Origin of the sequence: Actinomadura fibrosa (assembly GCF_900659615.1) — a bacterium.
Lineage (GTDB): Bacteria > Actinomycetota > Actinomycetes > Streptosporangiales > Streptosporangiaceae > Spirillospora > Spirillospora fibrosa.
This window is the reverse complement of the sequence record NZ_CAACUY010000115.1, coordinates 1-22,192: the sequence shown is the minus strand read 5'-3', so window position 1 is coordinate 22,192 and position 22,192 is coordinate 1. Positions and strand designations below refer to the sequence as shown.

The 22,192-nt window shown below is 74.5% G+C and carries 22 protein-coding genes and 1 pseudogene; 11 read left to right on the top strand and 12 right to left on the bottom strand.

Annotation, left to right across the window (positions count from 1 at the left end; translation table 11 throughout):
- The first annotated feature begins 118 nt into the window (after positions 1-118).
- A complete protein-coding gene (locus tag E1300_RS29860; RefSeq protein ID WP_131760433.1) occupies positions 119-1,228 on the top strand; it encodes a S1C family serine protease in 1,110 nt (369 codons plus the stop codon).
- Positions 1,229-1,339: 111 nt separating this feature from the next.
- On the opposite strand, the gene E1300_RS29855 is transcribed toward E1300_RS29860, so the two are convergent.
- The 4 genes from E1300_RS29855 to E1300_RS29840 form a co-directional block, all read right to left on the bottom strand.
- Complete coding sequence (locus E1300_RS29855) at positions 1,340-1,606, bottom strand: hypothetical protein (protein WP_131760432.1); 267 nt, start codon at positions 1,604-1,606, stop codon at positions 1,340-1,342.
- Positions 1,607-1,780: 174 nt separating this feature from the next.
- A complete protein-coding gene (locus E1300_RS29850; protein WP_131760431.1) occupies positions 1,781-3,040 on the bottom strand; it encodes a cytochrome P450 in 1,260 nt (419 codons plus the stop codon).
- A complete protein-coding gene (locus tag E1300_RS29845) occupies positions 3,037-4,011 on the bottom strand; it encodes a phosphotriesterase family protein (protein WP_131760430.1) in 975 nt (324 codons plus the stop codon). Before E1300_RS29845 ends, E1300_RS29850 begins: the two co-directional genes overlap by 4 nt.
- A complete protein-coding gene (locus tag E1300_RS29840) occupies positions 4,008-4,811 on the bottom strand; it encodes a phytanoyl-CoA dioxygenase family protein (RefSeq protein ID WP_131760429.1) in 804 nt (267 codons plus the stop codon). The genes E1300_RS29845 and E1300_RS29840 overlap by 4 nt, the downstream gene beginning before the upstream one ends.
- A gap of 92 nt (positions 4,812-4,903) precedes the next feature.
- On the opposite strand from E1300_RS29840, the gene E1300_RS29835 reads away from it, so the two are divergent.
- Together E1300_RS29835 and E1300_RS29830 are read left to right on the top strand one after the other, a co-directional pair.
- The gene (locus E1300_RS29835; protein WP_131760428.1) at positions 4,904-5,845 is read left to right on the top strand and encodes a TIGR03621 family F420-dependent LLM class oxidoreductase; all 942 of its coding nucleotides are present in this window, start codon (positions 4,904-4,906) and stop codon (positions 5,843-5,845) included.
- A gap of 41 nt (positions 5,846-5,886) precedes the next feature.
- Positions 5,887-6,549 (top strand): DUF1707 SHOCT-like domain-containing protein, encoded by a 663-nt coding sequence (locus tag E1300_RS29830; protein WP_242619465.1) that lies wholly within the window; start codon positions 5,887-5,889, stop codon positions 6,547-6,549.
- Positions 6,550-6,676: 127 nt separating this feature from the next.
- Here E1300_RS29830 and E1300_RS29825 read toward each other — a convergent pair whose 3' ends face one another.
- From E1300_RS29825 to E1300_RS29815, 3 genes are all read right to left on the bottom strand, one after another.
- Positions 6,677-7,441, bottom strand: a complete 765-nt coding sequence (locus tag E1300_RS29825; RefSeq protein WP_131760427.1) for a hypothetical protein — start codon at positions 7,439-7,441, stop codon at positions 6,677-6,679.
- 113 nt (positions 7,442-7,554) lie between these two features.
- Positions 7,555-8,955: an amidase gene (locus tag E1300_RS29820; RefSeq protein WP_131760426.1), complete on the bottom strand. Its 1,401-nt coding sequence runs from the start codon at positions 8,953-8,955 to the stop codon at positions 7,555-7,557.
- Positions 8,952-10,028, bottom strand: coding sequence for a D-2-hydroxyacid dehydrogenase (locus E1300_RS29815; RefSeq protein ID WP_131760425.1), 1,077 nt, complete (start codon positions 10,026-10,028; stop codon positions 8,952-8,954). The genes E1300_RS29820 and E1300_RS29815 overlap by 4 nt, the downstream gene beginning before the upstream one ends.
- 261 nt (positions 10,029-10,289) lie before the next feature.
- Here E1300_RS29815 and E1300_RS29810 point away from each other — a divergent pair, with 261 nt between their 5' ends.
- From E1300_RS29810 to E1300_RS29785, 6 genes are read left to right on the top strand one after another with little or no spacing between them, the layout of a single operon-like run.
- The gene (locus E1300_RS29810) at positions 10,290-10,772 is read left to right on the top strand and encodes a DUF3830 family protein (RefSeq protein WP_207400035.1); all 483 of its coding nucleotides are present in this window, start codon (positions 10,290-10,292) and stop codon (positions 10,770-10,772) included.
- Positions 10,773-10,784: 12 nt separating this feature from the next.
- Positions 10,785-11,546: a maleate cis-trans isomerase family protein gene (locus tag E1300_RS29805; RefSeq protein ID WP_131760423.1), complete on the top strand. Its 762-nt coding sequence runs from the start codon at positions 10,785-10,787 to the stop codon at positions 11,544-11,546.
- A 33-nt stretch (positions 11,547-11,579) separates the two neighbouring features.
- Complete coding sequence (locus E1300_RS29800) at positions 11,580-12,359, top strand: maleate cis-trans isomerase family protein (protein WP_131760422.1); 780 nt, start codon at positions 11,580-11,582, stop codon at positions 12,357-12,359.
- Positions 12,360-12,382: 23 nt separating this feature from the next.
- A complete protein-coding gene (locus E1300_RS29795; protein ID WP_131760421.1) occupies positions 12,383-13,042 on the top strand; it encodes a GntR family transcriptional regulator in 660 nt (219 codons plus the stop codon).
- A gap of 19 nt (positions 13,043-13,061) precedes the next feature.
- Positions 13,062-14,306, top strand: a complete 1,245-nt coding sequence (locus E1300_RS29790) for an aspartate aminotransferase family protein (RefSeq protein ID WP_131760420.1) — start codon at positions 13,062-13,064, stop codon at positions 14,304-14,306.
- A 34-nt stretch (positions 14,307-14,340) separates the two neighbouring features.
- On the top strand, positions 14,341-15,480 hold the full coding sequence (locus E1300_RS29785; RefSeq protein ID WP_131760419.1) for an acyl-CoA dehydrogenase family protein: 1,140 nt from the start codon (positions 14,341-14,343) through the stop codon (positions 15,478-15,480).
- Here the strand turns inward: E1300_RS29785 and E1300_RS29780 are convergent.
- The 3 genes from E1300_RS29780 to E1300_RS29770 all read right to left on the bottom strand — a co-directional run bounded on the left by E1300_RS29780 (position 15,477) and on the right by E1300_RS29770 (position 17,987).
- The gene (locus tag E1300_RS29780) at positions 15,477-16,061 is read right to left on the bottom strand and encodes an HD domain-containing protein (RefSeq protein WP_131760418.1); all 585 of its coding nucleotides are present in this window, start codon (positions 16,059-16,061) and stop codon (positions 15,477-15,479) included. The genes E1300_RS29785 and E1300_RS29780 overlap by 4 nt on opposite strands.
- 117 nt (positions 16,062-16,178) lie before the next feature.
- A complete protein-coding gene (locus E1300_RS29775; protein ID WP_131760417.1) occupies positions 16,179-17,033 on the bottom strand; it encodes an esterase/lipase family protein in 855 nt (284 codons plus the stop codon).
- A 282-nt stretch (positions 17,034-17,315) separates the two neighbouring features.
- Complete coding sequence (locus tag E1300_RS29770) at positions 17,316-17,987, bottom strand: TetR/AcrR family transcriptional regulator (RefSeq protein ID WP_131760416.1); 672 nt, start codon at positions 17,985-17,987, stop codon at positions 17,316-17,318.
- 70 nt (positions 17,988-18,057) lie between these two features.
- Between E1300_RS29770 and E1300_RS29765 the strand changes: the two genes are divergently transcribed.
- Both E1300_RS29765 and E1300_RS29760 read left to right on the top strand, forming a co-directional pair.
- The gene (locus tag E1300_RS29765) at positions 18,058-19,500 is read left to right on the top strand and encodes an MFS transporter (RefSeq protein ID WP_131760415.1); all 1,443 of its coding nucleotides are present in this window, start codon (positions 18,058-18,060) and stop codon (positions 19,498-19,500) included.
- Entirely contained in the window at positions 19,497-19,883 is a 387-nt protein-coding gene (locus E1300_RS29760; protein WP_131760414.1) for a cupin domain-containing protein, read from the top strand. The genes E1300_RS29765 and E1300_RS29760 overlap by 4 nt, the downstream gene beginning before the upstream one ends.
- 50 nt (positions 19,884-19,933) lie before the next feature.
- Here the strand turns inward: E1300_RS29760 and E1300_RS29755 are convergent, their stop codons facing one another.
- Positions 19,934-21,079 (bottom strand): CaiB/BaiF CoA transferase family protein, encoded by a 1,146-nt coding sequence (locus E1300_RS29755; RefSeq protein WP_131760413.1) that lies wholly within the window; start codon positions 21,077-21,079, stop codon positions 19,934-19,936.
- 203 nt (positions 21,080-21,282) lie between these two features.
- Positions 21,283-22,192 (bottom strand): annotated as a pseudogene (locus E1300_RS50400) (hypothetical protein); the annotation flags it as partial.

Below are 22,192 nucleotides of genomic sequence, written 5' to 3'. Positions count from 1 at the left end.
CGGCGGCCCGGGACGGCGCTGGGAAGCGCCCTGGCTAACCGCTAGCCAAGCGGAGAATCAGGACTATTCACTGGAGATCGGGAATCATGGGGTGAAATAGCGGGAGGGAGGGACGCCGGTGAACGCACATCCCGGGCACCGCGGCCGCCGCGCCGCGCGCGTGCCCGTCGCGGCCGCGCTGACGGCCCTGCTCGCGCTGCTCTCGCCCGCCTGCCGCGTCACCCAGAACGAGGGCCCCGAGGACGTCCCGGCGCCCGTCATCGCGTCGCCGAGCACGAAGGCCAAGCCCAGCGGGCGGCGCCCCGGCGTCGTCAACATCGACACCGAGCAGGGGCTGAACAGCACGCGCGCCGCCGGGACGGGCATCGTCCTCGACCCGTCGGGCCTCGTCCTGACCAACAACCACGTCATCCAGGGCGCCACGGCGATCAAGGGCACCGACACCGACAACCGGCGCTCCTACCCCGCGGAGATCGTCGGCTACGACCGGACCCGCGACATCGCGGTGATCCGGCTGTCCGGCGCGTCCGGGCTGAAGGCCGCCGCGTTCGGCGGCGCGTCCGGCGTGCGGATCGGCGACCCCGTCACCGCCGTCGGCAACGCGGGCGGCAAGGGCGGCACCCCCACGGTCGTCACGGGCCGCGTCACGGCCCTCGACCAGACCGTCACCGCCCGGGACGAGAGCGACGGCAGCTCCGAGCGGCTCACCGGCCTCATCGAGACCAGCGCCCCGATCAAGCCGGGCGACTCCGGCGGGCCGCTGCTCGACACGGCCGGCCGGGTCATCGGGATCAACACCGCCGCGTCGGCGGGCTACGAGCTGAAGCAGAAGGGCGCGCACCGCGGCTACGCGATCCCCTCCGACCGGGCGCTGGAGATCGCCGGCCAGATCCGGCGCGGCGAGGCGTCGCGGACCGTCCACATCGGCCGGACGGCGCTGCTCGGCGTGAAGGTCCGCGGCGGCGGCACGAGCGGTGGTACGGGCGGCGGCACGGGCGGCGGGGCGCTGGTCGCCGAGGTCGTCGCCGGGACCCCGGCCGAGGCCGCGGGCATCCCGGTCGGCGCGACCATCGTGTCCCTGGACGGGCGGCCGGTCGACTCCCCCGCGACGCTGACCGAGCTGATGCTCGCGCACCACCCGGGCGACACGGTCGCGATCGAGTGGACGACGCCGGAGGGCGGCCGTACCGCCGCCGACGTCCACCTCACCGAGGGCCCGCCCCAGTGACACAGGCCCGTCCCGGTGACACCGGCCGACCCCGGTGACGCGGAGGGGAGGGGCCGCCGGAGCGACCCCTCCCCCCTTCGTCCACGGGACTCCGCCCCCGCGAACGGCCCGTCAGCGGTTGAGGCTGCCGTTGCCGTTGGCGTGGCCGTTGCCGGAGTCGGTCGTCGAGCCGCTGGCGCAGTCGCCCTGCTCCTTGTCGACGCCGAGGATGTTGTGCACGGCCACGGCGATGACCGCCGCGACGTCGACGCTGCGGCAGGTCTGGATGCCGACGACCTGGGTCGTCTGCGGGTCCTCTCCCGCCAGCGCCGGCGAGGCGCTCAGCACGGCGCCGCCGACGGCCAGCCCGAGTACACCGGCCGCTGCCAGTCGCTTCATCTCGTGTCCCCCTGGGTTCTCACACGTAATACCGGATCCGACCTGCGAACGTTCCGCAGGAACATGATCATGGATACCGGCACGCGCGCGCCCATGCCCGGACGGCCCGCGCCCCCTGCCCGAACTTGACCCGAGCATCGACCGCCGCTGAACCGCGGCGGGAGGAATGCCCGGTCAGGGCGTCCAGGAGACGGGCAGGGCGACGAGGCCGCGGCCGACGAGGCTGCGGCGGTAGGCGACCTCGCCGGGCGCGGCGCGCAGGTCCGGCAGCCGCGCCGCCAGCCGCTCGAACGCGATCTCCAGCTTGAGGCGGCTGAGGGCGGCGCCGACGCAGTGGTGCACGCCGTAGCCGAACACCATGTGCTCGCGCGCGTTCGGCCGGCGGACGTCGAAGCGCTCCGGGTCGGGGAAGACGGTCTCGTCGTGGGCGGCGGAGTCGGCGTGCAGGAGGACCTGCGCGCCCGCCGGGATCGTGACGCCGTGCAGCGTGACGTCGCGGGTGGCCGTGCGGAAGCTGCCGAGGCTGGCGCCGTCGATCCGGAGCGTCTCCTCGATCATGCCGGGGACCAGGGACGGGTCGGCGACGACCTCCTCCCACACCGCCCGCTCGCGCATCAGCCGGTGGACGGCGTTGGACAGCGCGTTCGGGACGGTGTCGTTGCCGCCGAGCAGCAGCGCGCTGATCGTCTCGACGACCTCGCGGTGCGACAGCCCGTCCGGGCCCGTGTCGATCAGCTCCGCCATGAGGGAGACGAAGTCGTCGCGGGGCTCGGCGCGGCGCGCGGTGACCAGGCGGTCGACATAGTCGAGGTACTTGAGGAAGTCGCCCGCCAGCTCGCGCTGGCGCTCGGGCGGCTGCGGCGACAGGAACAGCTGGAACCAGGACAGCACCCAGTGCTTCACGCGCTCCTCGTCCTCGGGCGGGACGCCGATGAACGCGGCGGCGAGGCGGGCCGAGGGCAGGTGGGCGATGTCGGCGACGAAGTCGGCGTGCCCGCGCGGGACCACGTCGTCGAGGACGGTGTCCATGTGCCGCCGGAACGCGTCGCCGAGGCGGGCGACCGCGCGCGGCGTGAACGCCCGGGAGATCGCGCGCCGCATGCGCGTGTGCTTCGGCGGGTCGACGTTCGCGGCGAAGTCGTCGAGGAACGAGCGGTGCTCGCCGAGCAGCTCCTTGACCTCGGGCGTCAGCGTCCGCGAGATCGTCAGGGACCCGACGCTGGAGAACAGGGCGTTGTCGCGGTAGGCGGCGCGGACGTCGGCGTAGCGGGTGAGCACCCACATCGACAGGTGCTCGCTCCAGAACACCGGCCGCTCGTGCCGGAGCCTGCGCAGGAACGGGTAGGGGTCGGCGACGTGCCAGGCGGCGGCGACGTCGAAGTCCGCCGCGTCCGCCGCGCCGCCGGTCGCGGAGGTCTCGATCGCTTCGGTCACGGGCTGCCTCCGAGGATGCGGCGCGGGTTGTCGACGAGCATCTGCCGGATCTGGTCCTCGGTGACGCCGCGCGCGCGGAGGGCGGGCAGGACGTCCCGGGAGATGTGCAGCAGGTGGTAGTTCGGGTGGCGCTCCCGGACGACCTCGGGATCGAAGCGGTCGTTGAAGCAGTACGAGTCGTGCGACAGGACCATCCGGCCGGCGTGCCCGCGCTCGCACAGCGCCGCGACGGTCGCGACGCGGTCCTCGAACGAGGTGAACTCGATCCCGAAGCGGTCCATCCCGAGGTAGGAGCCGGCGGCGAGGAGCTCCTCCAGGTAGCCGAGGTCGGTTGAGTCGCCCGCGTGGCCGATGACGACGCGGGAGAGGTCCACGCCCTCCTCGGCGAGGAGCTTCTGCTGGTCGAGGCCGTTGCGGGTGGACGACTCGCTGTGCGTGGTGATCGGCACGCCCGTCTCGCGGTGCGCCTGGGCGACGGCACGGATCACCCGCTCGACGCCGGGCGTGATCCCCTGGCGGCCCGTCGCGCACTTCAGCATGCCCGCCTTCACGCCCGTCCGGCCGATGCCCTCGGTGATGTCGCGGACGAAGAACTCCGCGAGCCGGTCGGGCCCGCCGAACAGGGAGCCGGGGCCGCGGTTGCCGAAGTAGGGCGGCAGCGCGTCGTAGGTGTACAGGCCGGTCGCGGCGACGATGTTGACCTCGGTCCGCTCGGCGACGCGCTGGACGGCCGGGACGTAGCGGCCGAGCCCGACGACGGTGAGGTCCACGATCGTGTCGATCCCGGCGGCCTTCAGCGCGTCCAGCTTCGCGGCGGCCTCGGCGGCGCGCTCCTCCAGGTCCCAGCCTTCGGGGATGTCGGGCCAGTTCCACAAGATCTCCGGGCTGAGCCCGAACACGTGCTCGTGCATCAGCGTCGCGCCGGGGTCGGCGATCGCGCCGCGCACCGTCTCGATCGTCGTCTCCGTCATCGCGGCACCCGGGGGAAGCGGGGGTGGTCGAAGGGCGCGTTGACCGTGAGCCCGAGCCCGTCGGTCTGCCCGTAGGGCGCGCCGGTGTAGAGCGCCTCGGCGTCGAAGTAGGTGGCGGTGAACGACAGCCGCGGGCGGTCCCGGCGGTTCGCGGACGCGCCGTGGACGACCAGGCTGTGGTGGACGGTGGCGTCGCCCGCGGCGAGGTCGAGCGGCGGGGAGAGGGGGAGGTCCTCCAGCCACGGATGCTGGCTGAGCGCGTCGTCGCCGTCCCGGACGAAGCTGCGGCCGAGCGGCCCGTGCAGGTGCGAGCCCTCGTAGAAGCGCAGCGACCCCATGTCGGCGGGGACGTCGTCGAGGGCGAGCCAGACGGTGAGCATGGCGGCGCGGTCCATCGGCATCCAGGGGAAGTCCTGGTGGAAGACGGTCGCGCCGTGCCCCTCCTGCCCCCCGTCCGTCTCGGGCTCCTTGATCAGCAGGTTGGTGACCTGGAGCCGGACGGCGTCGACGCCGGTGAGCAGCCGCCGGACGCCGCCGGCGAGCGCCGGGGACAGCGCGAGCGCGGCGAACGCCTCGTCGTGGCGCGCGATGTCGCGGTCCTGGCCGAACGCCTGGTCCACGAAGCTGTTGCGGAACGCGCCGCGCCGCTCGGCGAACCGCTCCAGGGCCCGCTCGCGCAGGTCGGCGACGAAGCCCGCGCCGACGAGGCCCGGCAGCCGCGCCCAGCCCCGCGACCGGAAGTGCGCGATCTCGTCGCCGGTCACGTCGCGCACGGGGGCCTGCATTGCCGATACGCCCATGGGCCAGCCCTTCACCGGGGAGGCGATCCGTCTCCCCGGAACGGTAGCGCCGGGAGGGTTGACGAGCAAGCGCTTGGTATATGCTCGGCGCCATGCGACCGCTCGCCCCGCGACCGCCCCGCCCGCGACCGTTCCGCTTCGCCGCCGTGCTGAGGACGGCCGGGTCCGGCCGCGAGTGGGCCGCCAAGGCGCGCCGCCTGGAGGACTCCGGCTACGCCGCGCTGCTCGTCCCGGACCATCTCGTCGGGCCGCGGCTCGCGCCGGTCGCGGCCATGACCGCGGCGGCCTGCGCGACCGAGCGGCTCACCGTCGGCACGCTGGTGTTCGCCAACGACTACCGGCATCCGGCCGTCCTCGCGAAGGAGGCCGCGACCGTGGACGTGCTGTCGGACGGGCGGCTGGAGTTCGGGCTCGGCACCGGCTGGATGGCGGGCGACTACGACGCGGCGGGCCTGCCGCTGGACCCGCCCGGCGTCCGCGTCGACCGGCTGGCCGAGGCGATCGCGGTGCTGAAGGGCCTGTGGCGCGGCGGCCCGTTCTCGTTCGCCGGGGAGCACTACCGGATCGACGCGCTGGAGCAGGACCCCGTGCCCGTCCAGCGGCCCGGCCCGCGGCTGATGCTCGGCGGGGGCGGCCCGCGGATGCTGCGCCTCGCCGCCCGGGAGGCCGACGTCGTCAACCTCACGATGCGCGTCCGCGCCGACGGCACCGGCCCGGACGCCTCCGACGGCGGCCCCGGCGCGTTCCAGCGCAAGATCGAGATCGTCCGGGACGCGGCGGGCGCGCGGTTCGGCGACGTCGAGCTCGGCACGTCCGTGCTGCGGATCGGGCCCGAGCGCGGCACCGAGGCGTGGAGCGCCGCCGACCCGTCCGCGCAGGCGGACACGCCGCAGGTGCTCACCGGGAGCACCGACGAGATCTGCGACCGGCTGCTGCGGTGGCGGGAGGACCTGGGCCTGACCTACTACGTCCTGCACCATGAGCGGGACCTCGACGCGTTCACACCGGTCGTCGAAAAGCTCGCCGGGACGTGAGACCCACCGCTCGGACCGCTTCGCCGGTCTAGGCTCGTCTCATGACGAACCTCCCCGACCGTCCCGGTACGCCCGGCCTGCCGGAGATGCGCGCCTCCGACGGGGACCGCGAGCGGGTCGCCCAGGTGCTGCGCGACGCGGCGGGCGAGGGGCGCCTCACCCTGGACGAGCTCGACCAGCGCCTCGACGCGGTGTACGCGGCCAAGACCTACGCCGACCTGGAGCCGATCACCCGCGACCTCCCGGTGCCCGCCACGGCGGCGGACCCGACCGCGCCCCGCGCCGTCCGCTACGGCCCCGCCCCGGACGCGCCGTCCTGGACGTGGGGCGTCGCCATCATGAGCGCGTTCAAGCGGACGGGCGTGTGGAACGTCCCCCGCCGGTTCACCGCGTTCGCCTTCTGGGGCGGCGGGAAGATTGACCTGCGCGACGCCCGGTTCGCCGAGGGCGAGGTCCGGATCCGCGCGCTGGCCGTGATGGGCGGCGTCGAGATCATCGTGCCCGACGACATCGCCGTCCACGTCACGGGCATCGGGATCATGGGCGGCTTCGACCACGGCGCGAGCGGACCCGGCGTCCCGGGAGCACCCCGCGTGGTCGTGTCCGGGCTGGCGTTCTGGGGCGGGGTGGACGTGAAGCGCAAGGGCCGCCGGAAGGCCAAGAAGGCGCGCAAAGAGCTGGACGGGCGCGCCGGCGAAGCCTGACCGCCCGAGTACCAGGGCCACCTGGCCTCAGGGCTGCCCCGGCCTCAGGGCCGCCCGACCTCAGGGCTGCCCGAGTACCAGGGCCGCCCGAACCTCAGGGCCACCGAACGTCAGGGTTGCCCGGGTCTCAGCGGGGTGCGAGCTTGCTGCCCGGGTACGGGCTGAGCAGCGTCTCGCGCCACGGGCCGTCGAGGTGCTCGCGGGCCTGCTTGCGCCAGCTCACCAGCCGGTGGTCGGGCTCGACCTCGTCGTCCATGCCGAGCGCGGCGTCGCGGGCGCGCTGGAGGCCGAGGTGCGCGTCGATGTCCGTCCCCCAGAGCGTGACGACCTCGCTGTCGCAGAACTGCACCTCGTACGCGCCGACGAGCCGGTGGCCGTGGTCGGCCAGCAGCGGCGCGCGGACCTCGCGGACGGCGGCGAGGTAGTCCAGCGCGGCACCGGGCCGGACCTGCGCGCTCTCGAACAGGTACAGCGGCGCCGCGTACCCCTCGGCGAGCAGGTCGGCGATCGCGGGGCTCCCCGGCGCGGCGCCGAGCGGGCGGGAGAACGCGCCGAACCGCAGGTCGTCGATGTCGGACAGGAACAGGTTCTCCTGGACGTCGTCGTAGATCTCCAGCATCTGCCGCCAGCCGCCGTCCCAGCCGCCGTGGCAGTCCCAGAGCGTGACGACCTTGAACTGCGGGTGCCCGGTGATGCCCACCGCGTAGAACGCGCCGACCAGGTCGATCTCGCGGGACCGGATCGACAGGCCCGCGGTGAGCTCGTGCTCCCCCGCGGCGAGGGCGTCGTCCTCCCGCTTGTAGCGGGTGAGCCAGCGGAGGTAGTCGAGCGGCCTGCGGGAGTTCATCGGATGGAACTCGACCTCTTCGAGCAGGTACACGCCGCGGCGCATGGGCCCTCCCGGGGATGCCAAGCGAATGCTTGCTTGGGACCCTAGACACTCGCGCCCACCCGCGCAATGCCCGCCCCGAACGGGTCACCCGGCGGACGGTCGGCGGAGGGCGGCTAGAGGGTGGGGCGTCGGTGCGTCCAGGGGCGGGCCTCCTCGAAGGCCCGGCAGGCGCGCATCACCAGCGCGTCGGCGTGCCGCGCGCCGACGACCTGGAGGCCGATCGGGAGGCCGTCCGCGGTGAAGCCGCACGGCAGGCTCGCGGCGGGCTGCTGGGTCATGTTGAACGGGTAGGTGAACGGCGTCCAGCCCGTCCAGCGGCGGGCGCCGGACCCGGCCGGGACCTCCGCGCCCGCCTCGAACGCCGCGATCGGCAGCGTCGGGGTGAGGAGCAGGTCGTGGCGCTCGTGGAATAGGCCCATGATCCGGCCGAGCTCCATCCGGCGGGCGGTGGCGGTCAGGTAGGCGACGGCGGACAGCCGGGCGCCCTGCTCGCAGACCTCCTGGAGCCCCGGGTCGAGCCGCGCGCGCTCGTCCGGCGGCAGGTGCTCCACGACCTTGGCGGCCCCGGCGAACCAGAGGGCCTCGAAGTCGTCCACCGGGTCGGCGAAGCCCGGATCGGCCCGCTCCACCTCGGCGCCGAGCTCTGCGAACGCCTCCGCGGCGGCGGCCACGGACGCGGCGACCTCCGGGTCCACCGAGGCGAACCCGAGGTCCGGGCTGAACGCGACGCGCAGCCCGGTCAGATCGGCGGGCCCGCCAGACACAGTGAACGGGACGGCGGGCGGCGGCAGCGACGACCAGTCACGGGCGTCCGGGGCGCAGACGGCGTCGAGCAGCAGTGCCGCGTCCGCCACGCTGGTCGTCATCGGCCCGACGTGGGCGAGGGTGCCGAACGGGCTGGCGGGGTGGTGCGGGATGCGGCCGTAGGTCGGTTTGAGCGTGAACGTGCCGGTGAACGCGGCGGGGATGCGGACCGAGCCGCCGCCGTCGGTGCCGAGCGCGAGCGGCGCCATGCCCGCCGCGACGGCCGCCGCCGCGCCGCCGCTCGACCCGCCGGGCGTGCGGGACGGGTCCCAGGGGTTGCGGGTGACGCCGGTGAGCGGCGAGTCGGTCACGCCCTTCCACGCGTACTCCGGCGTCGTGGTCTTCCCGACGAACACGGCGCCCTGCTCGCGGAGCCGCGCCACCGACGGCGCGTCCTCGTCCCACGGGCCGGCCGGGTCGATGACGCGGGAGCCGCGGAGGGTGGGCCACCCCCGCGTGAGCAGGACGTCCTTGATGGAGACGGGCACGCCGTCCAGCGGCCCGAGGGTCGCGCCGCGCCGCCACCGCTCCGCCGACGCGCGCGCGGCGGCGAGCGCGCCCTCGGCGTCGACCAGGCAGAACGCGTTGATCTTCGGGTCGTCGCGGTCGATCCGGGCGAGGACGGCCTCCGCCGCCTCGACCGGGGACAGCGAGCCGTCCCGGTAGGCCGCCAGCAGCGCGGTCGCGGTGAGATCCGCGGCGTCGGTCATCCCCGCCCCCTCGGGTGCGCGTGCGTCGCGGGCGCGCCGGGCGGCGCCCCGGTCGAGCCGCCCGTCCCCGCCGGGACGCCCGGGACGTCCGGGACGAGGTGGCCGATCCGCTTGTCGACGACGTTGCGGAGCGGCCGCCCGGCGGTGAAGCGGGCGAGGTTGTCGGTGAACAGGCGGACCAGTTCGTCCCGCCATCCGACCGCGTCGCCGGACATGTGCGGCGAGACGATGACCTGCGGCAGGTCCCAGAACGGCGAGGACGGCGGGAGCGGCTCGTCGGCGAACACGTCGAGCGCCGCGCCCGCGATCCGGCCGTCCCGCAGCGCCGCGACCAGGGCGTCCTCGTCGACCAGCCGCCCGCGCCCCACGTTGACGAGCCGGGCCGTCGGCTTCATCCGGTCCAGCGCGGCGGCGCCGATCATATGGTGCGTGGCCGGGGTGAGCGGGGCCGCGAGGACGACGTAGTCCGCCTCGGCGAGCGCGTCGTGCAGCCGCTCGGCCGGATGGACGGTGCCGAGGTCGGGGTCGGCGGCGCGGGCGGTGCGCCCGGCCCCGGAGACGCGCAGCCCGGCGGCGGCGAGGCGGCGCCCGATCGCCCGGCCGATGGGCCCGGTGCCGACGACCAGCGCGCGGGCGCCGGTGATCCGCTCGGTCTCGCGGTGCCGCCACCGCCGCTCGCCCTGGAGCCGGACGGTGCCGGGCAGGTCCTTCGCGAACGCGAGCACCAGCCCGAGGACGTACTCGGCGATCGGCTCGTCGAAGATCCCGCGCGAGTTGGTGACGACCGCGTCCCCGTCCACCAGGGCGGGGAAGAGCAGCCGGTCGACGCCCGCGCTCGCGATGTGCACCCAGCGCGGCCCGCCGCCGTCCGGCCAGGCCCCGGCGAGCGCCCCGGACAGGAAGTCCCACATGAACACCGCGTCGGCCGAGGCGAGCGCCTCCGCCAGCCCGGGCTCGCGGACGTACCGGACGCGGGCCAGCCGCTCGGCCGCCGCCATCCCGGGCGGCGGGTCCGCTCCCGTCAGCACCACCACGTCGGGCGGGCGGCCGGTCGGGGGCGAGGCGTGCTCCATCGGCGCCACTTTCGGAGGTCGGGAGTTAACAAGAAGGCAACGGGTGAGGGCATTGACACGCTATGGAGGCTTCGTAGGATTGTCAACAATCAGCGCGGCGGAAAAGCCCAGTTCGCCGCACTGATCACGTGCTGCAAGACCGTCGCAACCGCTGTCCGAGGGCCAGGACGGATCCCAGAGCGCTCCAACGGAAAAGTCCTTTTCGGGTGGCGACGTCCTCGCCCACCCCTGTCCGCGGGGAGGCCCGGCATGGCCAAGCTCATGACCATCTCACTGGAACGGCGCGGCGTGTCGTGCGTCGCGGAACTGCTGGAGAAGGACGCGCCGCGGACCTGCGAGGCGGTATGGCGCGCCCTGCCCCTCGGCGGCGACGCCTACCACGCCAAGTACGCCCGCAACGAGGTCTACACGATGGTCGAGCGGTTCGCCGAGGAGGAGGTCGGGCTGGAGAACCCGACCGTCACCCCGATCCCCGGCGACGTCGTGTACTTCTCCTTCTCCGGCGGCATGCTCGACCGCGCCTTCAAGGAGGAGAAGGGCATCGACGCGCTGCCCGGCGTCATCGACCTGGCGATCTTCTACGGCCGCAACAACCTGCTGCTGAACGGCGACGTCGGCTGGGTGCCCGGGAACGTCTACGCCACCATCGTGGACGGCCTCGACCGCATGGCCGAGGCGTGCAACGACGTCTGGCGGTCGGGCGCGGTCGGCGAGCGCCTGGTCTACCGCCGCGCCGAGTCCTGAGCGGCCGCCCCGATGGCCTTCGACCCCACGCTGATCGCGCGGCCCGAACTGCTCGCCCAGCAGGGCGTCGGCGTGGTCGCGCCGTTCGACTTCGCCCTCGACCGCGAGCTGTGGCGCTGGATGCCCGACGACGTCTCGCTGTTCATGACCCGGCTGCCCTACGTGCCGGTGCCCGTGACCGTGGAGATGGCGTCCGCCCTGTCGGACCACTCGATCGTCCGGCAGGCCACCCGGGACGTCCTGGCGCCCGAGCCGCTCGCCGTCGCCTACGCGTGCGCGTCCGGCAGCTTCATTCGCGGAGCCGCGGGCGAGCTGGCGCTGCACGGGACCATGCTGGCCGCGGGCGCGCCGGCCGCGGCGACCACGTCCGGCGCGCTGGTGGAGTCGCTGCGGCTGCTGGACGTCCACCGCGTCGCCGTCGTCACCCCCTATATCGACGCGGTGACCGACCGGCTCGTGTCGTTCCTCGGCGAGCACGGCATCACCGTCGTCGCGTCCGTCGGGATGGGGCTGCTCAGCCACATCTGGAAGGTCGGCTACGGCGAGATCGTCAGCGCCGTCTCCGCCGTCGACCGGCCCGACGCCGACGCGGTGTTCATCAGCTGCACCAACGTGCCGACCTACGACATCATCGCGCCGCTGGAGCAGATGATCGGCAAGCCCGTCCTCACCGCCAACCAGGTCACGATGTGCGCCGCGCTGCGCGCCATGGGCCGCTCGGCGGCCGGCCCCGGCCAGCTCCTGGTGCAGCTCGACCGGCCCACGGCCGCCTGAGCCATGATCCCCGAGAGTAGGATTGTCGACAACATGCGGTACAGCGGACTGAGCGCGGGCTTCCTCTACCCCGGCCGCAGCGCCGAGGACGACTACCCCGCCATCGAGCGCGCGATCGGCGGCGTGCGGCTGCCGGTCGTGCACACGCTCATGCGCGAGGACGCCCACCGGGTGGACGCGCTCCTCGACATCGGCGGCGCCGGCGTGCTCGCCGAGGGGGCCCGCGCGCTGCGCGGCCTCGGCGTCCGCGCCGCCGTGTGGGCCTGCACCAGCGGGAGCTTCGTCTTCGGCTGGGACGGCGCCGCCGCGCAGGTCGCGGGCGTCCAGGAGGCGGCCGGCGTGCCCGCCTCCAGCACGTCGTTCGCGTTCGTCCACGCGGCGCGGCACCTCGGCGTCCGGCGCGTGGCGGTCGCCGCGACCTACCCCGCCGACGTCGCCGAGCTGTTCGCGGCGTTCCTCGGGCACGCCGGCATCGAGGTGGTCGCGCTGTCGTGCCGCGGCATCGTCACCGCCGCCGAGGTCGGCACCCTCGGCCGCGCGGAGGTCCTCGCCTTCATCGCGGCCAACGACCATCCCGACGCCGAGGCGGTGCTCGTCCCCGACACCGCCCTGCACACCGTGTCCTGGCTCGGCGAGCTGGAGGCGCGGACCGGCAAGCCGGTGCTCACCGCCAACCAGGTGAGCGTCTGGGAGGGCCTGCGCCTCGCGGCCGGCCCCGCCGGGCTCCGCCCGATGGACGGCCTCGGCCGCCTGTTCGCCGGCGGGCCCGCCGCGCCGGCCGTCCCGGCCCAAGCCTGGGGACGACATCCCTGACAGACGACGAAAGGGGCCCTGGCATGGGCCGATTGGGTGAGCTGCAACCGGTCCCCCGCCGGTCGACGGTCGAGATCGTCTCGGCCGAGCTGCGTTCCGCGATCATGTACGGCTCGCTGGCGCCGGGCGCGCAGCTCGGCGAGACCGAGCTGGCCGCGCGGCTCGGCATCAGCCGCGGCCCGCTGCGCGAGGCGATGCAGCGGCTCGTCCAGGAGGGGCTGCTGGTCAGCGAGCCGCACCGGGGGCTCTTCGTGATCACTCTGGACCAGGACGACGTCGAGGACGTCTACCTCACCCGCCTCGCCATCGAGCGCGCCGCGTGCCGGCTCGTCATGGCGCGCAACCGCGGCGAGGCCGTCCTCCGGCTCACCGAGGCGCTGGACGCCCTGGTCGCCGCCGCCCGCGAGCGCGACCGGGTCGCGATGAGCGACGCCGACCAGGCGTTCCACCAGGTCCTGGTCAGCTCGTCCGGAAGCCCGCGGCTGGAGCGGATGGCGCAGACCCTCCTCGTGGAGACCCGCATGTGCCTGAACGCGCTCCAGGACACCTACCCCGAGCCGTCCGAGCTCGTCGAGGAGCACCGCCGCCTGGTGGACGCGATCTCCGACGGCGAGGAGGAGCGGCTGCTGCGCCTCATCGAGGAGCACATGACCGAGTCGATCGAACGCCTCCGCCCGTCCTGACCCGTCCTGGGAGGAAACCATGGCGCAGCTGTCACCCCTGCTCAAGCAGGCCACCCCCGTCCTCGCCGAGCGCGGCGAGGGCGTCCACCTGTACGACGCCGAGGGGCGCCGGTACCTCGACTTCACCGCGGGCATCGGCGTGACGAGCACCGGGCACTGCCATCCGCGCGTGGTCGCGGCCGCGCAGGAGCAGGTCGCGACGCTCATCCACGGCCAGTACACGACGGTGATGCACCGGCCGCTGCTGCGGCTCACCGAGGCGCTCGGCGAGGTGCTGCCCCCCGGCCTGGACGCGCTGTTCTTCCTCAACAGCGGCAGCGAGGCCGTCGAGGCGTCGATCCGGCTGGCCCGGCACGCCACCGGGCGGCAGAACATCGTCGCGTTCCAGGGCGGCTTCCACGGCCGCACGATGGGCGCCGCCGCGCTCACCACCGCCGGCACCAAGTTCCGCGCGGGCAGCGGCCCGCTGATGCCGGGCGTCGCCGTCGCGCCGTTCCCGCAGGCCTACCGCTACGGGTGGGACGAGGGCGAGGCGACCCGGTTCGCGCTCCGCGAGCTCGACTACCTGCTCGCCACCGCCAGCGCCCCCGCCGACACCGCCGCGTTCGTCGTCGAGCCGGTCCTCGGCGAGGGCGGCTACATCCCCGCCCCGCCCGGCTTCCTCGAAGGGCTCCGCGAGCGCGCCGACCGGCACGGGATCCTGCTCGTCGTCGACGAGGTCCAGACCGGTTTCGGCCGGACGGGCCGGTTCTGGGGCCACGAGCACACCGACGCACGTCCCGACGTCCTCATCACCGCGAAGGGCCTGGCCAGCGGCTTCCCCCTCTCCGCCATCGCGGCGCCCACCGCGCTGATGGAGCGCGGGCGGCCCGGCTCGCAGGGCGGCACCTACGGCGGCAACGCGGTCGCCTGCGCCGCCGCCCTCGCCACCCTGGAGGTCATCCGCGACGAGGACCTCGTCGCGAACGCGGCACGCCTCGGCGCGCGGCTCAACGACGGCCTCCGCAAGACCGCCGCCGAGCACCCGGCGATCGGCGACGTGCGGGGCCTCGGCCTCATGCAGGCGAGCGAGTTCACGACGCCGGACGGCGAGCCCGACCCCGCCGCCGCGGCCCGCGCGCACCGCGCCGCCGCCGACCGCGGCCTGCTCCTGCTGACCTGCGGCGCGTTCGGCAACGTCGTCCGCATGATCCCGCCCCTCATCGTCACCGCCGACCAGATCGACGAGGCCCTCGACCTCTGGTCCGCCGCCGTCGCCTGTTAGATTCCGGGTCAATACCGGCGATCGAGGAGACGCGTTGAGCCCCTGGAACACCCCCGAGCGCGCGGAGCTGCGCCGGCTGGTCCGCGACTTCACCGTCCGGGAGATCGTCCCGTCGCTCCCGGACTGGGAGGACGCGGGCGAGCTCCCCCGCGACCTGCACCGCGCCGCGGCCAAGACGGGCCTGCTCGGGGCCGGGTTCCCGGAGGAGGCCGGCGGGTCCGGGGGCGACCTGTTCGACGCGCTGATCGTGGCCGAGGAGATCATCCAGGCGGGCGGCTCCGGCGGCGTCGTCGCGTCCCTGTTCACCCACGGCATCGCGCTGCCGCACATCATCGCGTCCGGCGACGCGGGCCTCGTCGACCGGTTCGCGCGGCCCGTCCTCGCCGGCGAGATGATCGGCGCGCTCGGCGTCACCGAGCCCGGCGCCGGCTCGGACGTCGCCGGGATCACCACCACCGCCGTCCGCGACGGCGACGCCTACGTCGTCAACGGCGCCAAGCTGTTCATCACCTCCGGCGTCCGCGCCGACTTCGTCACCACCGCCGTCCGGACGGGCGGCCCCGGCTTCGGCGGCGTCTCCCTCCTCGTCATCGAGAAGGGCGCCCCCGGCTTCACCGTCTCGAAGCCGCTGCGCAAGATGGGCTGGCTCTGCTCCGACACGGCCGAACTCGCCTTCAGCGACGTCCGGGTGCCCGCCGCCAACCTCATCGGCGCGGAGAACAGCGGGTTCGTCCAGATCGTCCAGAACTTCGTGACCGAGCGCCTGTCGCTCGCCGTGCAGGCCTACGCGACCGCGCAGCGCTGCCTCGACCTGACGCTGGAGCAGGTCCGGGCACGCGAGACGTTCGGCCGCCCGCTGGCGTCCCGGCAGCTCGTCCGGCACAAGATCGCCGAGATGGCGCGGCAGGTGGACGTGGCCCGCGCCTACACCCGCTCCGTCGCCGAGCGCCACGCGGCCGGCGAGGACGTCCTCACCGAGACCGCCTACGCCAAGAACACCGCCGTCTACGCGTGCGAGCACGTCGTCCACGAGGCCGTCCAGCTCCACGGCGGCATGGGCTACATGCGCGAGTCCGAGGTCGAGCGCCACTACCGCGACGCCCGCATCCTCGGCATCGGCGGCGGCACCAACGAGATCATGAACGAAATAGCCGCCAAACGCCTCGGCCTCTAGCCCGCGCGATCGTCGTTCGGGGGGTGGTCTAGCCAGGCTAGGGTGCCCGTCTTTTGGGCTTGTTCGGCTAGGCGTTTGGCGGACGCGGTTTGGAGTTGGGCTAGGGAGCTGTCGATCCACGGCTGCGTGTTCTGGTTGCCGTGTTCGCGGTACTCGATGGCCTGGAGGAGGCATTCCAGCTTGTCCGCGTCGCGGGCGCACAGCGCCTCCGCGCCGGCCTTGCCTTCGTACTCCGCGACGGCGCCCGTGATCATGGACCTGACCGCTTCCGGGAGGCCGCGCGTCTGGTGCTCGGTGACGTGCTCGTTCGGCGCCTTCGTCACGTACGGCCTGGCCGCGTAGGGGAGGTCGGTGAGGCGCGTCTCCTGGCTGTCGTGGAAGAGGCTCAGCAGCGCGGCGCGCTCGGGGTCGGCGCCCTCCATCGCGGCCAGGACGCTCGCGATCACCGCGGTGCGGAACGAGTGGTCGGCGATGCTCTCGGGGTCCTGCACGCCCGCCACGAGCCAGCCGGTGCGCTTGTAGCGCTTCAGGAGCCCGATCTCGTACAGGAAGCCCGCCAGCCGCTCCGTCTCGTCCGCCATGCCCGCCCTTCCTTGCCGGTCGTCCGCCACATGTAGACCGTATTCGACTCCCGTCAGAGGGTTCGGGCGCGGCGCGGCGCCCGGCGGAAAGGACCGCCGGGCGCCGCCTTCGCGGTGTCAGCCGAGGGGGTTGTTGCAGTCGATGGGCCAGTACGGGCCCCAGACGTCGAGCGAGTTCAGGACGAACTTGATCATCACCGGGTCGAAGGCGATGCCGACGTGGGCGTTGGTGTCGTTCGGGCACTTGTCCTGGAGCAGGACGTTCTGCGCGTTCGAGCCGTTCAGGAACTCGGACGTGTAGGGCGTGACGACCTCGTCGTACTTGGTGGCCAGCACGATGTAGGTCGGGCCGGCGACGGTGTCGCCGCCGGCGTTGAGGTTCTTCAGGAAGTCGGAGTCGGTGATCTGCTGGCCGGCGGCCGGGGCGGCCTTCACGACGGCCTGGGTGATGCCGAGCAGGCTGCCGAGCTGCACGAGGCCGGACAGGCTCGTGCCGTGGTTGGACGGCACGACGCCGACCAGCTTGTTGACCTTGGCGGCGCCGCCGAGGAACTTCATGTAGTAGCGGGGCATCATGCCGCCCTGCGAGTGCCCGACGATGTCGACCTTGGACGTCTTCGTCGCGGCGAGCACCCTGTCGACGAACGCCGACAGCTCCCCGGCGGACGTCGGGATGTCATTGATCCCCTGGATCGGGCCGTCCTTGGGGCCGCCGTAATTGAGCGCGTAGACGCAGTAGCCCGCCTTCTTGAGCGCCGGGGACAGTTTCTGCCAGTTGAACGCCATGTTCTCGAAAGTGCCGTGGACGAGGACGACCGGCCTGGGATGCAGGAACGAGGGCTTGCAGTTCCAGTCGTTCGCGCCCTCCGGGCTCGTCTCGGCGTGGGCGGGCGCCGCGATGCTGGTCAGGCCCAGGGCGGCGGGGATCGTCGCGGCGACGACGGCCCAGGAGCGGAGGCGTCCGAAACGCATGTGCTTCTCCTCGTACGGGCACGGCGAAAGGAGACCGGACCCCGCCGTGGGACGCCGCGGGCTCGTGCCGGGGCGGCGGGAAAAGGGGGTCCGGCCGTCGGTTCGTCGTGGGGTCGGGGTGGGTCTTCGGCGCCGTCGTTCACCTGAGGTGCCCACAAGTTACGGCCGCTTTTCGGCGCAGTCTTGTGAGGCGGCACGCTAAATGGGCCGGGGCATTGTCAGCCGATTCACAAACCCTTCCCCGGCGACGGCGCCTGACCTGCGGGGGCGCCGTGCCGCGGGTCAGGCGGTGCCGGCGCGGGCGACGAGGCCGTCCACCAGGGCCCGCAGGCCGTCGAGGTAGGTGTCCTCGGCGGTCAGCGGGGCCCAGCGGTCCGCCAGCGCGGACAGCCGGGGCAGCTCCGCCGGGTCGATGCCGCCGAAGACCCGCTCGCGGTAGGTCGGGCGGTCGTCGCGCTCGCGGCGGCGGGTGGAGGCGGCCCGGACCATGATCTCCCCCGCCGTGTAGTACCAGATCGTCCGGTATCCGCGGACGGCGTCGTCGGGGGTGAGGCCGCACGCGACCAGGCCGTCCACGATCTGCTCGGTGAACCACAGCGCCGCCTCCGAGAGGAGGTCGTCGGCGGTGAGCACCTCCACGATCCACGGGACGCCGGCGAGCATCGCGTGGATCGTGCCCGCGACGGCCACGACGCGCTCGCGGGGGTCCGGCGGGAGGTCGGGCCTGCGCAGCATCCGGGCGGCGTAGTCGTCGAGGAGGAGGACGAGCAGCTCGTCCTTGTCGCGGACGTGGTGGTAGAGCGCCATCGGGGTGCTGCCGATCTCCGTGGCCAGCCGCCGCATCGTCAGCCGGCCGACGCCCTCGGCGTCCACGATCCGGCGGGCGGTCTCGACGATCTCCTCGCGGGAGATGCGGGGCGGACGGCCCCTGCGCTGGGCGGACGGCTGCGGCATGCCCCCCATCATCGCCGATCGCCGCGGCCCGGTGTGGACGGCGGGCGGGAGTCCGGGTTATTTTTCTTACATGTATAGAAACTCACGAGGGCGGCCCGGGGTGGTCCTCGCCGCGGTCGCCGTCGCCCAGTTCGTCGTCGCCCTGGACATGGCGGTGGTGAACGTCGCCCTGCCCGCGATCCGCACGTCCCTGGGCTTCGCGCCGGTCGGCCTGGCCTGGGTCGTGCACGTCTACGCGCTCACGTTCGGCGGGTTCCTGCTCCTCGGCGGCAGGGCCTGCGACCTCTACGGACGGCGCCGGCTGTTCGTCCTCGGCCTCGCCGGCTTCGGGATCTGCTCGCTGGCGGGCGGCCTCGCGCAGGCGCCCTGGCAGCTCGTCGCCGCCCGCGCCGGGCAGGGGCTCGCCGCCGCCGCGGTCGCGCCCGCCGCCCTCGCGATGCTCGCCACCACGTTCCCCGAGGGACGCGAGCGGGTGCGCGCGCTCGGCGTCTGGAGCGCGGTGAACGCGGTGGGCGGCGCGCTCGGCGTCCTCGCGGGCGGCGTCCTGACCGAGTACGCGGGGTGGCGCTGGGTGATGCTGGTCAACCTGCCCATCGTCGCCGCGGCCCTCGCGCTCGTCCCGGCGGGCGTGCCGGCCGGGGCGGTCCCCGCGCGGCGCGAGCGGCTCGACGTGCCCGGCGCGGTCCTCGCGACCGGCGGGATCGGGCTGCTGGTGTTCGGCGTCGTCGGCACCGGCACCCGCGGCTGGACGTCGCCCGCGACGCTGCTCACGCTCGCCGCGGCCGCGGTGCTGCTCGCCGGGTTCGCGTTCGCCGAGACGCGCTCCGCCGCGCCGCTCGTCCGGCCCGGGCTGCTGCGGAGCCGGTGGGTGGCGGGCGCCAACCTCATCGTGTTCCTCGCGGCGGCCGGGCAGTTCTCCGCGTTCTACTTCGCGTCCCTTTATATGCAGCAGGTCCTCGGCATGGGCGCCGCCGCCACCGGCGTCGCGTTTCTGCCGTTCTCCTGCGGCGCCGTCGCCGGCACCGTCATCGCGACCCGCGCGGGGGCGAGCCGGTCGCCGCGCGCGTCGCTCGTCCCCGGCGCGCTCCTCGCCGCCGCCGGCCTCGCCTGGTTCGCGCTGTGCGACCCGGACGGCGGGTTCGTCACGGACGTCCTCGGCCCGACCCTGGTCGCCAGCGTCGGCGTCGGCCTGGTGCTCGCGCCGGTGGCCGCCGCCGCGACGACCGGCGTCGCGCCCGGCGAGGCGGGCATGGCGTCCGGCGTCCTCAACAGCGCGCGGCAGCTCGGCGGCTGCGTCGGCCTCGCCGCGCTCGCCACCGCCGCCGCGAACCGGACCGGGGACGCCACCGGCCCGGCCGCGCTCAACGACGGCTACGCGCTCGGCCTCGCCGCGGGCGCCGTCCTCTTCCTGGCCGCCGCGGCGGCGGCCGTCCTCGTCCTGCCGCGATCCCGGCAGGACGCCCCGCCCGTTCCCGGGACCACCGGGAAGCGACTGGAAGGAACACCCTCATGACGGAACCGATCGATGTCCTGTCGTCCGCCCTCACCTTCCTCCCGGACGGCTCCGTCCAGGCCGGGCCGCCGCGCATGACGACCGGCTCCGGCGGCTGGCAGGCCGCGGCGTTCCACGTCGAGACGGACGAGGACGTCCACTCCGACCACTGGGAGGTGCACCCGGCGTCGGAGGAGGCCGTGCTCTGCCTGGGCGGCGGCGGCCTGCGGATCTACTTCCGCCCCGAGGAGCCCGGCGGCGAGGAGGAGATGGTCGCGCTGCCCGCCGGCTCCGCGGTGATCGTCCCGCGCGGCCGCTGGCACCGGCTGGAGCTGGACGGGCCGAGCGACGTCATGTCGATCGGCCTGCGCGACGGCTCCCGCCAGGAGCGCGTCGCGCCGTGATCCCGGCCCGCGGTGGCCGCGCCCGGGCGGCGCGGCCACCGCGTCCCGCGTCAGCCCTGGACGACGGCGCCCTCGGCGAGCAGGTCGTCCACGTCGTCGAAGCCCAGATCGGTGAGGACGTCGCGGGTCTGGCCGCCGGGCAGGACGGGCACGCCGTCGGTCGCGGCGGCGGTCCGGGAGAAGCGCGGCGCCGGGGCGGGCTGGCGGTGCCCGCCGAGCTCGGGGAAGACGTCCCGGGACGTGTTGTAGGGGTGCTCGGCGGCCTCGGCCATCGACAGGACGGGCGCCACGCAGGCGTCGCCGGGCAGGAACACCTCGGCCCACTCGTCCCGCGTCCTGGCCTTGAAGGCGGCGGCGAACCGCTCGCGGAGGTCGGGCCAGCCGTCGCGGTCGTGCTGGCCGGGCAGGTCCTCGCCGTCCAGGCCGATGCGGCGCAGGAACTCGGCGTAGAACTGCGGCTCGATCGCCCCGACGGCCACGTGCCTCCCGTCCGCCGTCTCGTAGACGTCGTACCAGGGCGCGCCGGTGTCGAGCATGTTGACGCCGCGCTGGTCCTGCCACATGCCGCCCGCGAGGAAGCCGTGGATGAACGTGGACAGGTGCGCGGTGCCGTCCACGATCGCCGCGTCCACCACCTGGCCCTGCCCGCTCGTCTTCGCCTCCAGCAGCGCGGACAGCACGCCGACGACGAGGTACATGCTGCCGCCCGCGAAGTCGCCGAGCAGGTTGAGCGGCACCTGCGGCGGGCCGCCCGCCCGGCCGATCGCGTGCAGCGCGCCGGTGACGGCGATGTAGCCGATGTCGTGCCCGGCGCTCTGCGCGAGCGGGCCCTCCTGCCCCCAGCCGGTCATCCGGCCGTAGACGAGCCTCGGGTTGCGGGCCAGGCAGTCGTCCGGGCCGACGCCGAGGCGCTCGGTCACGCCCGGCCGGAACCCCTCCAGGAGGACGTCGGACTTCTCCGCGAGGCGGAGCACCACCTCACGGCCTTTCTCACTCTTGAGGTCGACGGCGATCGACCGCTTGCCGCGGTTGGTGAAGTCGGTGCCGCCCGTCGCGCCGCGGCCCGCCACGGCGGACGCCCGGTCCACCCGGATCACGTCGGCGCCGAGGTCGGCCAGCAGCATCGCCGCGAACGGACCCGGCCCGATCCCGGCCAGCTCGATCACCCGTACTCCGGAGAGCGGCCCCTTGCCCATCTGCGACCCCTTTCGCGCCCACCTGAACCACGTTCGGTGCCCCTAGTGTGCACGATCCCGGTAAGCGCCCGCTGACCGGGATCCGCCCGCCGATCGCCCGGCGCCCCGCGGCGAACGAGACCCGGGGCGGGCGCCGCGACCGGGGCGCGGCCTCACGGGGCGGGCGTGCAGCATAGCGGCGTGGGCAGGTCGGCGGGGCCGGGTCAGCGGGCGGTCAGGCTCACGGCGGCGCCCGGGCGGCTCGCCGGGTCGGCGGGGGTGGCGACGAACAGCCGGTCGTCGGTGCCGGACGTGCGGAACGGCCCCTCGGCGCGCGGGGTGAGGCCCCGCGCGGCGGCGGCCAGGTAGTACCAGCGGCCGGTCGGCGCCTGCCACCAGGTGCCGCTGACGGGACGCCGGTCGTCGCAGGCGCCCGTCGGGTACTGCACCGCGGCCGCCCGAACGCTCCCGTCCTCCGCGGACTTCGCGTCGCGGGCACCGATGAGCGTCGCCCGGGTCGTGGCGCCGGCGGGCGAGGTCAGCCGCGTGCACACCCAGCCGGCGGCGGCACCGCCGTGCGGGAGGTCGCCCGACCAGAACTCCCACGCCATCGCCTCGGTGACGGGCCCCGGCACCGGTCCGGTCAGGCAGCTCAGGCGCTCCCACAGGGCCAGCCCCTTCGGCCCCAGCGCGGTCGGCGCCGCGGGCTCGGTGACGGGCGGGCGGTACGCGGGCGAGTGGTAGGTGAGGACGGCGGCGCGCGGGCCGCCGAGGTCGCCGACGGTGCGGCGGCCGTCCGGGCCCTTCAGGCGCAGGACGGGGCCCCGGCCGCAGGGGGTGCGGGCGAGTGCGGGCGCGGTCACCCCGTCGCGGACGTCGACGGCCTTCCCGGTGAGGGTCTCGGCGCGCCGGTCCCAGGGGGCGAGCAGGTAGCGGCCGCCGCCGAGGGCGATGGGGGCGGACGGGTCGCCACCCGCCGTCACCACGTCCAGCGACCGGCCGGGCGTGTAGCGGGCGAGCCGGTCGCCGTTGCGGAGAATCGCGACCGGGACGCCGGCGGCGCGTCCCGCGTAGACGAGCTGCGCGGCGCCGCCGCGGGCGCGCCGCCCGCCGGTGACGGCCGCCCATGCGTCG

Excerpts from the sequence above, each read along its gene's own strand:
- E1300_RS29775 (WP_131760417.1), bottom strand. The coding sequence starts at position 17,033 with ATGCGTTTCGGACGCCTCCGCTCCTGGGCCGTCGTCGCCGCGACGATC.
- E1300_RS29765 (WP_131760415.1), top strand. The coding sequence starts at position 18,058 with ATGTATAGAAACTCACGAGGGCGGCCCGGGGTGGTCCTCGCCGCGGTC.
- E1300_RS29825 (WP_131760427.1), bottom strand. The coding sequence starts at position 7,441 with ATGCGCCGCGGCGTGTACCTGCTCGAAGAGGTCGAGTTCCATCCGATG.
- E1300_RS29795 (WP_131760421.1), top strand. The coding sequence starts at position 12,383 with ATGGGCCGATTGGGTGAGCTGCAACCGGTCCCCCGCCGGTCGACGGTC.
- E1300_RS29820 (WP_131760426.1), bottom strand. The coding sequence starts at position 8,955 with ATGACCGACGCCGCGGATCTCACCGCGACCGCGCTGCTGGCGGCCTAC.
- E1300_RS29810 (WP_207400035.1), top strand. The coding sequence starts at position 10,290 with ATGACCATCTCACTGGAACGGCGCGGCGTGTCGTGCGTCGCGGAACTG.
- E1300_RS29800 (WP_131760422.1), top strand. The coding sequence starts at position 11,580 with ATGCGGTACAGCGGACTGAGCGCGGGCTTCCTCTACCCCGGCCGCAGC.
- E1300_RS29770 (WP_131760416.1), bottom strand. The coding sequence starts at position 17,987 with ATGCCGCAGCCGTCCGCCCAGCGCAGGGGCCGTCCGCCCCGCATCTCC.
- E1300_RS29790 (WP_131760420.1), top strand. The coding sequence starts at position 13,062 with ATGGCGCAGCTGTCACCCCTGCTCAAGCAGGCCACCCCCGTCCTCGCC.
- E1300_RS29855 (WP_131760432.1), bottom strand. The coding sequence starts at position 1,606 with ATGAAGCGACTGGCAGCGGCCGGTGTACTCGGGCTGGCCGTCGGCGGC.
- E1300_RS29845 (WP_131760430.1), bottom strand. The coding sequence starts at position 4,011 with ATGACGGAGACGACGATCGAGACGGTGCGCGGCGCGATCGCCGACCCC.
- E1300_RS29835 (WP_131760428.1), top strand. The coding sequence starts at position 4,904 with ATGCGACCGCTCGCCCCGCGACCGCCCCGCCCGCGACCGTTCCGCTTC.
- E1300_RS29780 (WP_131760418.1), bottom strand. The coding sequence starts at position 16,061 with ATGGCGGACGAGACGGAGCGGCTGGCGGGCTTCCTGTACGAGATCGGG.
- E1300_RS29805 (WP_131760423.1), top strand. The coding sequence starts at position 10,785 with ATGGCCTTCGACCCCACGCTGATCGCGCGGCCCGAACTGCTCGCCCAG.
- E1300_RS29760 (WP_131760414.1), top strand. The coding sequence starts at position 19,497 with ATGACGGAACCGATCGATGTCCTGTCGTCCGCCCTCACCTTCCTCCCG.
- E1300_RS29830 (WP_242619465.1), top strand. The coding sequence starts at position 5,887 with ATGACGAACCTCCCCGACCGTCCCGGTACGCCCGGCCTGCCGGAGATG.
- E1300_RS29755 (WP_131760413.1), bottom strand. The coding sequence starts at position 21,079 with ATGGGCAAGGGGCCGCTCTCCGGAGTACGGGTGATCGAGCTGGCCGGG.
- E1300_RS29840 (WP_131760429.1), bottom strand. The coding sequence starts at position 4,811 with ATGGGCGTATCGGCAATGCAGGCCCCCGTGCGCGACGTGACCGGCGAC.
- E1300_RS29815 (WP_131760425.1), bottom strand. The coding sequence starts at position 10,028 with ATGGAGCACGCCTCGCCCCCGACCGGCCGCCCGCCCGACGTGGTGGTG.